The sequence below is a fragment of the Neorhizobium sp. LjRoot104 genome, assembly GCF_964253725.1.
Taxonomy (GTDB): domain Bacteria; phylum Pseudomonadota; class Alphaproteobacteria; order Rhizobiales; family Rhizobiaceae; genus Neorhizobium.
Window position 1 is genome coordinate 4,376,777 of sequence record NZ_CAXURS020000001.1, and the last position, 12,461, is coordinate 4,389,237.

Here is a 12,461-nt window from a genome sequence, read left to right on the forward strand (position 1 = left end):
CCAGTGAACCGGAGAACACGATGAGCGCGATCAACTACGAAATCCGCACTCCCGGCCAGGGTGAAGGGTTTGCCGAGGACGCCGATCGTCCGGGCGATTTCGACGCGCTGCGCCCGCTGCCGCGCATCTCCATCCATTCCTTCTGCGAAAGCGAGGCCATGCAGCGGATGATGGACCGCATGGCTCGTGATCGCCGCATGGCCAAGGTCAACCTGCGTGTGACGATCGGCGGCACCAGCGCTGCCGCCAACATGTTTTCGTCCACCCCGACCCCGAACCTCATCATCCTCGAAACCGACGCCGAGCCGAAGAACCTGCTCCATGAGCTCACGCCGCTTGCGGAAGTGTGCGACCCTTCGACGAGGGTTATCGTGGTCGGCCGCTACAATGACATCTCGCTCTATCGCGAGCTGATCCGCAACGGCATTTCCGAATACCTCGTCGGCCCCGTGCAGATGCCCGACATGCTGGCTTCGATCTCGGCGATCTTCGTGGATCCCGAAGCCGAGCCGCTCGGCAAATCGATCGCCTTCATCGGCGCCAAGGGCGGCGTCGGTGCCTCGACGATCGCGCATAACTGCGCCTTCGGCATCTCGAACCTGTTTTCGACCGAAACCATCCTGGCCGATCTCGATCTTCCCTTCGGCACGGCCAATATCGATTTCGATCAGGATCCGGCCCAGGGCATCGCGGAAGCCGTCTTCGCGCCGGAACGCCTGGACGAGGTCTTCCTCGATCGCCTTCTGACCAAATGCTCCGAACATCTCTCGCTTCTGGCGGCTCCCTCGCTGCTCGACCGCGCCTATGATTTCGACCGCAATGCCTTCACGCCGATCATAGAACTCCTGCAGCGCAGCGCGCCGATGGCGGTTCTCGATGTTCCGCATGGCTGGACGGAATGGACGCGGGCGGTTCTGTCGGAGGTCGACGAGGTGGTGATCTGCGCTGTTCCCGATCTCGCCAACCTGCGCAACACCAAGAACATGATCGATGCCTTGAAGAAGCTTCGGCCGAACGACCGCGCGCCGCATCTGATCCTGAACCAGGTCGGCATGCCGAAACGCCCGGAAATCGCCCCGAACGATTTCATCGAGCCATTGGAGATCGAGCCGATCGCCATCCTGCCCTTCGACGTACAGCTGTTCGGCAATGCCGCCAACAGCGGCCGCATGATCTCCGAAATCGACGCCAAGTCGCCCGCCGCCGAGACCTTCTCCCAGATCGCCCATATCGTCACGGGTCGCATCGCCATGAAGAAGGTGAAGAAGGGTGGCCTCGGCAAGATGCTCGGCATGCTCGGGCGCAAGAAGGCATAACACCAGGAAACCGGCATGTTTGGAAAACGCGGAAACGAGGGATTTGGGAAAAGCGGCAGCGTAGCGCCGCCGCTGCCGGCTGCACCTGCGGCCGCCGCGGTGCGGTCCGCCGCTCCGGAAGTCCTTGCCGAGCCGGCGCGCGATCCCGCCGCCCAGCGGCAGCAGATCTCTTCGCCGCCGCCGCTCGCGCCGCAAACGGCGGTTCGCAAGCGCCCGGCGCGCACGGAACTCTACTACGATACCAAAAGCCAGGTCTTCTCGGCACTCATCGACACGATCGATCTCTCGCAGCTCGCCAAGCTCGATGCGGAGAGCGCGCGCGAGGAAATCCGCGATATCGTCAACGATATCATCACCATCAAGAACTTCGCGATGTCGATCTCCGAGCAGGAGGAACTGCTCGAGGACATCTGCAACGACGTTCTGGGTTATGGCCCGCTGGAGCCGTTGCTGGCCCGCGACGACATCTCCGACATCATGGTCAACGGCGCCGGCCAGACCTTCATCGAAGTCGCCGGCAAGACGATTGAATCCGAAATCCGCTTCCGCGACAATTCGCAGCTCCTGTCGATCTGCCAGCGCATCGTCAGCCAGGTCGGCCGCCGCGTCGATGAATCCTCGCCGATCTGCGACGCCCGCCTGCCGGATGGTTCGCGTGTCAACGTCATCGCGCCGCCACTCGCCATCGACGGACCGGCGCTCACCATTCGTAAGTTCAAGAAGGACAAGCTGAACCTCGACCAGCTCGTCAAGTTCGGCGCCATCACCCCTGAGGGCGCCACTCTCCTGCAGGTCATCGGCCGCGTCCGCTGCAACATCGTCATTTCCGGCGGTACCGGTTCGGGCAAGACGACGTTGCTGAACTGCCTCACCAACTATATCGACAGGGAAGAGCGGGTCATCACCTGCGAGGACACGGCCGAACTGCAACTGCAGCAGCCGCATGTTGTCCGGCTCGAAACCCGCCCGCCGAACATCGAAGGCGAGGGCGAGATCACCATGCGCGACCTCGTCAAGAACTGCCTGCGCATGCGCCCCGAGCGCATCATCGTCGGCGAAGTCCGTGGCCCGGAGGTCTTCGACCTGCTTCAGGCGATGAACACCGGCCACGACGGCTCGATGGGTACGATCCACGCCAACACGCCGCGCGAATGCCTGAGCCGTATGGAATCGATGATCGCCATGGGCGGTTATTCGCTACCGGCCAAGACCGTGCGCGAGATCATAACCGGTTCGATCGACGTCATCATCCAGGCGGCCCGCCTGCGCGACGGTTCGCGCCGCATCACCCAGATCACCGAGGTGGTCGGCATGGAAGGCGACGTGATCGTCACCCAGGACCTGATGCGTTACGAGATCGACGGCGAGGACGCCAGTGGCCGCCTGATCGGCAAGCATATGTCGACCGGGATCGTGAAGCCGCATTTCTGGGATCGCGCCCGTTATTACAACGAGGAAAAGCGCCTTTCTGCCGCGCTCGACGCGATGGAAAAAACCAAGGACTAAGGAGCAGGGTTCCATGTTCGGGCTGGATATCAATGTCGTGGCGATCATCGCCCTCGTGGCGATCGCCGCGGCGGCGGTCTGTTACGGGCTGTTGTTTTCCCGCATGGAAGTGGAAAAGAAGGCCGACAGCCGGCTCAGCCGGGTGAAATCGGCGGAGACCGACCTCAACAAGGTCAAGGCCGCCCGGGACCGCGTGCAGGAGCTTTCCAAGCGCCGCAAGTCCATGCAGGATTCGATCAAGGACCTGGAGAAGAAACAGGAAGAAAAGAACAAGAAGATGGGCGACGGCAGCTTGAAGTCCAAGCTTGCCCAGACCGGCCTGTCCCTGACGATGGGACGCTTCTACATGTTCAGCGCCCTTTTCGGCGTCTTCGTTTTCCTCGTCACCCTGATTGCCGGCCTGCCGCTGCTGGCCGCCGTCGGCGCTGCCTTCGTCAGCGCGGTCGGCCTGCCTCGCTGGATCGTCGGTTTCCTCGTCAAGCGCCGCCAGAAGAAGTTTCTGGAGGAATTTCCGAATGCGCTCGACGTCATGGTGCGGTCGATCAAATCCGGCCTGCCGCTCAACGATGCCATGCGGTTGATCGCTTCCGACGGCCAGGAGCCGGTGAAGACGGAATTCCGCCGGGTGATCGAATCGCAGCAGGTGGGCCTGAGCATTCCGGAAGCCTGCACGCGCATGATGATGACCATGCCGCTGCCGGAAGTGAATTTCTTCTCGATCGTCATCACCCTTCAGGGCCAGGCCGGCGGCAATCTTTCCGAAGCGATCGGCAATCTTTCCAAGGTGCTGCGCGAGCGCAGGAAGATGAAGGCCAAGGTGCAGGCCTTGTCGATGGAAGCCAAGGCTTCGGCGGTGATCATCGGCGCTTTGCCCTTCATCGTCTCGCTGCTCGTCTATCTCACCTCGCCTCAGTACATCTCGATCATCTTCACCGATCCGCGCGGCCACCTGATCCTTTTGATCTCCGGCGTCTGGATGTCGATCGGCATTTTCGTCATGCGCAACATGATCAACTTCGATATCTGAGGGGACGGAGCGATGGGACTGGCAACGACGCTCACCGATCCGACCACACTGCTGGCCATCCTGGTGGCGGTGGCGGTTTTCGCGACCCTCTACACGCTGGCGAGCCCGTTCCTTGAAAAGGGAGACCTCGACAAGCGGATGAAGGCCGTCTCCACCGAGCGCGAACAGATCCGCGCCCGCGAACGTGCCCGCATGAATTCCGAACAGTCGAAGACATCGCTGCGCGCGCAGAACAATCAGTCGGTCCGGCAGATCGTCGAGCGCTTCAATCTGCGCAAGGCGCTGGTGGACGATAACACCGTCAACAGGCTTCGTGCCGCCGGTCTGAGGTCGCAGAACGCCCTCAACATGTTCCTGCTGGCCCGTTTCCTACTGCCCTTCGTTTTCCTGGCGGCCGCCGTCGTCTGGATTTTCGTGCTCGGCAACCTCGCCACCCGGCCGTTCCCGATCAGGATGCTGGCGGCGATCGTCGTCGCCTATATCGGTTTTTACGTGCCGAACATCTACATTTCCAACCGGGTGACGAAGCGCCAGCATTCCATCAAGCGGGCCTGGCCCGATGCGCTCGACCTGATGCTGATCTGCGTCGAATCCGGGATCTCCATGGAAGCGGCGATGCGCCGCGTGGCCGAGGAGATGGCGCAGGTCTCGCCGCCGCTGGCCGAGGAAATGGTGCTGACGACGGCCGAGCTCTCCTTCCTGCAGGACCGCCGCACCGCACTCGAAAATCTAGGCATCCGTACCCAGCTCGATATCGTCAGGGCCGTGACCCAGGCGCTGATCCAGGCGGAACGCTACGGCACGCCGATTGCTTCGGCCCTGCGTGTGCTTGCCCAGGAAGGCCGCGACGAGCGGATGAACGAGGCGGAAAAGAAGGCAGCCGCGCTGCCGCCGAAACTCACCGTGCCGATGATCCTCTTCTTCCTGCCGGTGCTGATCGCCGTCATCCTCGGCCCCGCCGGAATTCAGGTCGCCGACAAGTTTTGACGAAGGCCGCAGCGCCGGGCCGACGGTGAACGCCACCTGAATTCCAGCTTCAGACCGCATTCAGCGGCGATCGATCAATATCCCCCTATCGAGCGAAAATCCCGCCGTTCAACAACGCGGACCGGGGCGCTACATGATTTTGGAGGATACCCGATGCTGGCAAGACTTTGCGTGAACCTCGTCCTGATCGGCGGAATCATCACGGTGATTTCGCGCCTCATCTGAAGGCGTATCGATGGAGGCCCATCCCGAAAACAGGAAAACCGGCGCGAGGCCGGTTTTTTGTTGAGAGTTCCGGAGCCGGATCAGTTCGTATTGTTGGGCTTGCTCTTGCCATCCTTGTCGGCGAGCTTCGCCCAGGCATTCTGCTGGGAGAGCATTGAGCGAAGATAGGTGACGTTGGCGTCGGCCTGCTGCTGCGACAGTTCCTTGCGGGCGATCTGCTCGGCTTCCGCGAAACGGCCCTGCAGGCCGACCACCAGCGCCAGGTTCTGGCGGACCCGGCTGTCGGCAGCCGGCTGACCTGCGGCGTTGCGCATGTAGGTTTCCGCCGTCTTCAGGTCGCCGGAGAGCACGTAGGACATTCCCAGGTTGGACATCACGCTCGGTTCGTTCGGCTGGGCATCGAGCGCCATGCGGTATTTCTGGCGGGCCTCCGCCGAGCGGCCGAGCTGGTCGAGCACCGCACCTTCGGCGGAATAGAGCCGCCAGTCGGGGTGATCGGGTGTCTGGGCGCGGTTGATCGTGGCGAGCGCCTGCTCGAGCTGGCCGGCACCGGCCTGGGCTTTGCCGTAGGCCGCCAGCACGTCGCGATCGGCCGGGTGGGCGATCGCCACCTGCTGCATGACGGCGAGCGCCTGCGCGTTCTTGCCCGTCATGCCGAGCACCGTCGCGTATTGCAGCCCGATCTGCTTGTTCTTCGGGTCGCGGGCATAGCCCGCTCCGACAGACTTCTCGGTGCTGGCAAGGTCGTCCGCGTTCATGCCGTCCATGGAGGCGGCCGAGGTCCTTGGGATCGAACCGGTCGTTGCGACATCCCGCTTCGTCGCGCAGCCGGTGACCGAGAGCGTGGCGAGGATCACGAGGGCTGCGGTCTGGGCGAGGCGGGTCTTGCGAAGCGTCACGGCTGCGGAAGCGGTCATGGGGTGCGGTCTCGTTAGGTCCGGTGCCACGGCTTCCGAATAAGGAGCGGGGCATATAGCGCATTTCCACTCCAGCAATAAACTGTTAACCCTAACAGATCGTTAAGATGAGCGATTCCAGCAGCTTCCGAAGGCCCGCCATGACTCCCTATCAGTATATCGAACGCCCCTCTCCCTTCAGCGCGAAAGGAGCGGCGACCAGGCCGGTCCATGCGGTGACGCCTTCCGACCTCGACGCGGGCAGGCTCGATGCGGCGGCGCTCGCCTGGGCGAAGGCTGCGGGCTTCAAGGCGGAAGCCGGCGCGGTGCTTCTGTTGCCGACGGCCGGCGGTGAAGTGGGCAGCGCCCTGTTCGGTCTCGGCAGCGATCCCGCCGAAGCGCCCTTCATCACCGGAAAGCTCTCCAGGCTCCTGCCTGCGGGTGACTGGCATGTCGAGACATCGGCGCTTGGCGCCGCGCATCTGGCCCTCGGTTACGGCCTCGGCACCTACGGCTTCAGCCGCTACAAATCCGAAAAGCCGAAGGATATCCGGCTTTCGATTGCCGACACGGCCGATGCCGCCGATGTGGAGCGCCAGCTTGCCGGCGTCTTCCTGGCGCGTGACCTTATCAATATTCCGACCAACGAGATGGGGCCGATCGAACTCGAAGCCGCTTTCAGGGCGCTCGGTGAACATTACGGCGCAACCGTCACCTCGATCGTCGGCGAGGACCTGCTCGCCCGGAATTTCCCGCTCGTGCACACGGTCGGCCGCGCCAGCGTCTCGGCCCCGCGGCTGCTTGAAATGCGCTGGGGCGAGAAGGGGCATCCGCGCGTCACCCTGGTCGGCAAGGGCGTCTGTTTCGATACCGGTGGCCTCGATATCAAGGGTGCCGCCAACATGGCGCTGATGAAGAAGGACATGGGCGGCGCCGCGAACGTCATGGGACTTGCCCTGATGATCATGGATGCTGGCCTCAAGGTCGATTTGCAGGTTCTGGTGCCGGCCGTCGAGAATTCCATTTCCGGCAATGCCTTCCGCCCCGGCGATATCTACAGGAGCCGCAAGGGCATCACCGTGCAGATCGACAATACCGATGCGGAAGGCAGGCTGGTCCTTGCCGACGCGCTTGCCTATGCGGACGAAAACCCGCCGGACCTGATGGTCGACATGTCGACGCTGACGGGTGCCGCCCGCGTCGCGCTCGGCACCGAGCTTGCGCCCTATTTCACCGACGACGAAGCGCTTGCCGGCAAGCTGATGGACGCGGGCCGCGCTGAAGCCGATCCGATGTGGCGCCTGCCGCTCTGGATGGGCTACGACAAGGATATCCGCTCCCGGGCCGCCGATATCACCAATTCGCCATCGGGCGGCATGGCCGGCGCGATCACCGCAGCGCTTTTCCTCAAGCGCTTCGTCACCGCGACCAAGAGCTGGGTGCATTTCGACATCTACGGCTGGGTGGCGGCCGAAAAGCCGCAGGCACCGGTCGGCGGCGAGGCTTTCGCGATCCGTGCACTCTATCGCATGATCCGCGACATGGCCGCGAAATAAAACGGCTCCGAAACAAACCGGTAAGACCTTCGGCTTAAAGTCCGCCCGATATTGAACCAAGGCCGATTTTGAACCGAGGGTCGTGATGCCGGTTGAACTGACCGCCACGGAAGCGCTGGGCCTCTGGCACCGGGTATCGCTGGAGCAGGTGCGGCATGATGGCCGCGATCTGACATTGCGCCAGATGTCCATTCTGCTGCATATTTACCTCGTGCCGCCGCCTCACACGGTGCGGGGGCTGGCCGCGACGCTCGGCGTCACCAAGCCGGTCATCACCCGCGCGCTCGACACGATGGGCGAGATGGGCCTGGTGGACCGCCAGCGCGACGACCGCGACCGCCGCAACGTGGTGATCAAGCGCACGGTGGCCGGTGCGCTCTATCTGGAAAAGTTGGGCGACCTGATCATCCGGGAAGGCCGCCAGTGATGGGTTTGCCGTGAAGCGCCCGAAGGGATTTTGAGATGACCGAGCTGCTCGATAGACGCCTGCACGCCTTTCGCCCCGACCTTGCCGACGAGACGCTGAAAGGCAGCGTCGAGGCCGGCCAGTTCGTCCGCGGGGAACCGGCGCGCATTGCGGTACCTGTCGCGCAGCTGCGTCCGGCGCCGGACCTTGCCCGCGGCTTCGATACCGAACTTCTCCTCGGCGAAACGGTGCGGGTCTTCGACCGCGCCGACGGTTTTGCCTGGGTGCAGGCCGATCAGGACGGTTATGTCGGCTACCTGCCCGAAACGATGCTTGGAAGCCCGGACGAACCGACCCATCGCATCGCCGTGCCGCGCACTTTCCTTTATCCGGAAGCGGAGCTCCGCAAGCCGCCGGTTGGCGCCCTGTCCATGGGCAGCCGCATCACCATCGTCGGCGAGGCGGAAACCCGCGGCACCCGTTATTTCGTCCTGGCGAACGGCGAGGCGGTGATCGCCCGCCACTGTCTCCCGATCGCCGAGACCTTGGGTGACGACTACGTCGCTGTCGCCGAAAAATTCATCGAGACGCCCTATCTCTGGGGAGGCCGTTCCGGTTTCGGTCTCGATTGCTCGGCGCTCGTGCAGCTCGCCCTGATGATGACCGGCCAATCCGCTCCGCGCGATTCCGATATGCAGGCCTCGATCGGCAAAGTGATCGGCCAAGGGGAACTTCGCCGCGGCGACCTCGTTTTATGGAAGGGTCATGTCGGTATCATGGAGAATGCCGAGACGCTTCTTCACGCCAACGGCCACACGATGAGCGTCGCCCGCGAGAATTTCGAGGCGGCCGTTCAGAGGATCGGCTGGCTCTACCAGCAGCCCACCGGTTATCGCCGCCTGGATAACCGCCGATGATCACGCAAACGTGGTCCCCGGCCCATGGATTGGAGATCCTGCCGTCCATATCTCTGGTTCATCCGCAGTTTTCGTGGATGAGGAGTGGATTGATGCTCAAAGGTGCATGGATACTGCCGGCCGTGATGCTCGTGGCGCTGCTTGTCGCCGCTCTGGTTCCGGCAGAGGTGTTCGCGGCCGAGCCCCAGGCCTTCCCCAAGGATGTGCAGACCTACTTCCGTAACCTGCCCGGCGTCGTGCCCGAGGAGGAACACGCCAAGAAGCAGGCCTATGAATGCACCAGCGACATCGAGAACGTCTATCGCAGCCGTGGCGGCTTCGATATTCTCTATGGTGACGTGATGCCGACGCGGATCTATCGCTGCAAGACGCCGAGCGGCGTGACCTATACCGGTACGCGCATGCCCAATACCGAGTGGGTCCCGGGTCTCCACCCGCACCATCTTCCCGAATAAGGCAATCTTTGTTCAAAGCCGCCACGGCGCAAGACCGTATGTTGCGATGTCGGGCATGGGCGCCTCCGGCCCATTGACGACCTGCCGTCGCTGCCCCACAACTTCCTGATATACAAATTGGCACACCGGGAGGATGCAAGGTGTTCCACGCAAGCATGAACTTCGCGCTCGGCGAGGAGGTCGATGCCGTTCGCGACACGGTCCACCGTTTCGCGCAGGAAAAGCTTGGACCCCGCGCCGAGGAGATCGACCGCAGCAACGAATTTCCCCGCGACCTCTGGCCGGAACTGGGCGCGCTCGGCCTGCTCGGCATCACCGCCGATCCGGATTTCGGCGGCTCGGGCCTCGGTTATCTGGCCCACGTCGTGGCCGTCGAGGAACTGGCCCGCGCCTCGGCCTCCACCTCGCTCAGCTACGGCGCCCATTCCAATCTCTGCGTCAACCAGATCAACCGCAACGGCAGCGCCGAGCAGAAGGCCCGTTACCTGCCTAAACTCTGCTCGGGCGAACATGTCGGCGCGCTCGCCATGTCGGAGCCCGGCGCCGGTTCCGACGTCGTCTCGATGAAGCTGCGCGCCGAAAAGCACGGTGACGCTTACGTCCTGAACGGCCACAAGATGTGGATCACCAACGGCCCGGATGCCGATGTGCTGGTCGTCTACGCCAAGACCGATCTGTCCGCCGCCTCGAGGGGCATCACCGCCTTCCTGATCGAAAAGGGTTTCAAGGGGTTCTCGACCGCCCAGAAGCTCGACAAGCTCGGCATGCGCGGCTCCAACACCTGCGAACTGGTGTTTGAGGATTGCGAAGTGCCGGCCGGAAACGTCATGGGTGTCGAGGGTGGGGGCGTACGCGTGCTGATGTCCGGCCTCGATTACGAGCGCGTGGTGCTCTCCGCCATCGGTATCGGCATCATGCATGCCTGCCTCGATGTGGTCATGCCCTATGTGCATGAGCGAAAGCAGTTCGGCCAGCCGATCGGCGAGTTCCAGCTGATCCAGGCCAAGGTCGCCGACATGTACACGGCGATGAATTCCGCCCGCGCCTATGTCTATGCCGTCGCCGCTGCCTGCGACCGCGGCGCGGTGACCCGGCAGGACGCCGCCGCCTGCTGCCTCTATGCCTCGGAACAGGCGACCCAGCAGGCACTTCAGGCGATCCAGATCCTCGGGGGCAACGGCTACATCAACGACAATCCGACCGGCCGTCTGCTGCGCGACGCCAAGCTGATGGAAATCGGCGCCGGCACGTCCGAAATCCGCCGCATGCTGATCGGCCGCGAACTTTTCAAGGAAACCGCCTGATGGCTGTCATCCGGTCGCAGGTCAATCTGAGGAGCGAAGCCGCTGAAGCCAATCGAGCCTCGATGCAGGCAAAGCTTGCCGAGGTCGAGGCGGCTATGGCGCTTGCCGAAGCGGGCGGCGGCGAGGAGGCGCGGGCGCGGCATGTGAAGCGCGGCAAGCTGCTTCCCCGCGAGCGTATCGCCCGGCTGCTCGATCACGGCTCGCCCTTTCTCGAAGTCGGCGCCACTGCCGCCCACGGGCTTTACGGCGGCGCGAGCCCATCCGCCGGCATCGTCACCGGCATCGGCCGGGTCGAGGGCCGCGAGGTGATGATCGTCGCCAACGACGCTACCGTCAAAGGCGGCACCTATTATCCGATGACGGTCAAGAAGCATCTTCGCGCCCAGGAGATTGCCGGGGAGAACCGGCTCCCTTGCGTCTATCTGGTCGATTCCGGCGGCGCCAACCTGCCGAACCAGGACGAGGTTTTCCCCGATCGCGATCATTTCGGCCGCATCTTCTTCAACCAGGCTCGCATGTCCGCCCAGGGCATCGCCCAGATCGCCGCCGTCATGGGTTCCTGTACCGCGGGTGGCGCCTATGTGCCGGCCATGTCCGACGAGGCGATCATCGTCAGGGATCAGGGCACGATCTTCCTCGCCGGCCCGCCGCTGGTAAAGGCGGCGACGGGCGAGGAAGTTTCCGCCGAGGATCTCGGCGGCGGCGACGTCCACACAAGGCTCTCCGGCGTGGCCGATCATCTCGCCCGCGACGACGCTCATGCCCTGGCGCTGGTCCGCCGCGCCGTCGCCGGCCTCAATACCCGCAAACCCGACACCGTCGTGCTGGCGACCCCCGAGGAACCGCTCTACGATCCGGAAGAGATCGCCTCGATCGTGCCGGCCTCGCTCTCAACACCCTATGACATCCGTGAAGTGATCGCCCGCGTCGTCGATGGCTCGCGGTTCGACGAGTTCAAGGCCCGGTTCGGAACCACATTGGTGTGCGGTTTCGCGCATGTCTTCGGCATGCCGGTCGGCATCATTGCCAACAACGGCGTGCTGTTTTCCGAAAGTGCACAGAAGGGCGCGCATTTCATCGAACTCTGCTCGCAGCGGAAGATCCCGCTGGTTTTCCTGCAAAACATCACCGGCTTCATGGTCGGCCGCAGATACGAGGCGGAAGGTATCGCCAAGCACGGCGCCAAGCTGGTGACGGCGGTCGCCACCACGTCCGTGCCGAAGGTCACGATCCTGCTCGGCGGTTCCTTCGGCGCCGGCAATTACGGCATGGCCGGCCGCGCCTATTCGCCGCGTTTCCTGTGGACCTGGCCGAACAGCCGCATCTCGGTGATGGGCGGCCCGCAGGCGGCCGGCGTGCTCGCGACCGTCCGGCGCGAGGCGATCGAACGCGGCGGCAAGACCTGGGACGCGGAAGACGAGGCGGCCTTCAAGCAGCCTGTGCTCGACCAATTCGAGGAACAGAGCCATCCGCTTTACGCCTCCGCGAGGCTCTGGGACGACGGCATCATCCACCCCGCCAGGACCCGCCAGGTCCTGGCTTTGAGCCTCTCTGCCGCCCTCAATGCCCCGGTCGAAGAGACACGCTTCGGCGTGTTCCGGATGTGAGGGAGCGGATGTCCGATTTCATGAACATCCTTGGGCTTATCCTCCGTCTCGGCCATAGTGTGTCGAAAGAGCGGCGCGGCATGCCAATCTCCTCCGCAAGGACAGGGCTACCGCATATGGGACGTGAGGCGGTGCGGCATCCCGAACCCTCCCCCTTGTGGGGAGGGTGGCCGGCAGGCGGGAGGGGTTTTCGTGTGGAGCGAAGGCCCTTCCCCAACCCCTCCTCACAAGGGGGAGGGGCTCCACGACGCCTCGCATG

The 12,461-nt window shown here is 63.6% G+C and carries 11 protein-coding genes; 10 read left to right on the plus strand and 1 reads right to left on the minus strand.

Annotated elements, in window-relative coordinates; genetic code table 11:
- Positions 1-20 precede the first annotated feature (20 nt).
- The 4 genes from ACSQ8R_RS21400 to ACSQ8R_RS21415 are packed head-to-tail and all read left to right on the plus strand — an operon-like array spanning position 21 to position 4,836.
- Entirely contained in the window at positions 21-1,316 is a 1,296-nt protein-coding gene (locus ACSQ8R_RS21400; RefSeq protein ID WP_436255222.1) for an AAA family ATPase, read from the plus strand.
- Positions 1,317-1,331: 15 nt separating this feature from the next.
- The gene (locus ACSQ8R_RS21405) at positions 1,332-2,822 is read left to right on the plus strand and encodes a CpaF family protein (RefSeq protein ID WP_436255223.1); all 1,491 of its coding nucleotides are present in this window, start codon (positions 1,332-1,334) and stop codon (positions 2,820-2,822) included.
- A gap of 13 nt (positions 2,823-2,835) precedes the next feature.
- Positions 2,836-3,849 (plus strand): type II secretion system F family protein, encoded by a 1,014-nt coding sequence (locus tag ACSQ8R_RS21410; RefSeq protein ID WP_436255224.1) that lies wholly within the window; start codon positions 2,836-2,838, stop codon positions 3,847-3,849.
- Positions 3,850-3,861: 12 nt separating this feature from the next.
- Positions 3,862-4,836, plus strand: a complete 975-nt coding sequence (locus tag ACSQ8R_RS21415; protein ID WP_436255225.1) for a type II secretion system F family protein — start codon at positions 3,862-3,864, stop codon at positions 4,834-4,836.
- Between the two features lie 305 nt (positions 4,837-5,141).
- Here ACSQ8R_RS21415 and ACSQ8R_RS21420 read toward each other — a convergent pair whose 3' ends face one another.
- The gene (locus ACSQ8R_RS21420) at positions 5,142-5,978 is read right to left on the minus strand and encodes a tetratricopeptide repeat protein (RefSeq protein WP_436255226.1); all 837 of its coding nucleotides are present in this window, start codon (positions 5,976-5,978) and stop codon (positions 5,142-5,144) included.
- A gap of 140 nt (positions 5,979-6,118) precedes the next feature.
- Between ACSQ8R_RS21420 and ACSQ8R_RS21425 the strand changes: the two genes are divergently transcribed.
- The 6 genes from ACSQ8R_RS21425 (at position 6,119) to ACSQ8R_RS21450 (ending at position 12,202) form a co-directional block, all read left to right on the plus strand.
- On the plus strand, positions 6,119-7,513 hold the full coding sequence (locus tag ACSQ8R_RS21425; protein WP_436255227.1) for a leucyl aminopeptidase family protein: 1,395 nt from the start codon (positions 6,119-6,121) through the stop codon (positions 7,511-7,513).
- 85 nt (positions 7,514-7,598) lie between these two features.
- Positions 7,599-7,940, plus strand: a complete 342-nt coding sequence (locus tag ACSQ8R_RS21430; RefSeq protein WP_046667270.1) for a MarR family transcriptional regulator — start codon at positions 7,599-7,601, stop codon at positions 7,938-7,940.
- Between the two features lie 35 nt (positions 7,941-7,975).
- Entirely contained in the window at positions 7,976-8,836 is an 861-nt protein-coding gene (locus ACSQ8R_RS21435; RefSeq protein WP_436255228.1) for an NlpC/P60 family protein, read from the plus strand.
- Positions 8,837-8,928: 92 nt separating this feature from the next.
- On the plus strand, positions 8,929-9,291 hold the full coding sequence (locus tag ACSQ8R_RS21440; RefSeq protein ID WP_436255229.1) for a hypothetical protein: 363 nt from the start codon (positions 8,929-8,931) through the stop codon (positions 9,289-9,291).
- Positions 9,292-9,446: 155 nt separating this feature from the next.
- A complete protein-coding gene (locus ACSQ8R_RS21445; protein ID WP_436255540.1) occupies positions 9,447-10,595 on the plus strand; it encodes an isovaleryl-CoA dehydrogenase in 1,149 nt (382 codons plus the stop codon).
- Positions 10,595-12,202 carry a carboxyl transferase domain-containing protein gene (locus ACSQ8R_RS21450; RefSeq protein ID WP_436255230.1) on the plus strand — a complete coding sequence of 536 codons (1,608 nt, stop codon included), beginning with the start codon at positions 10,595-10,597 and terminating at the stop codon, positions 12,200-12,202. Before ACSQ8R_RS21445 ends, ACSQ8R_RS21450 begins: the two co-directional genes overlap by 1 nt.
- Positions 12,203-12,461 lie beyond the last annotated feature (259 nt).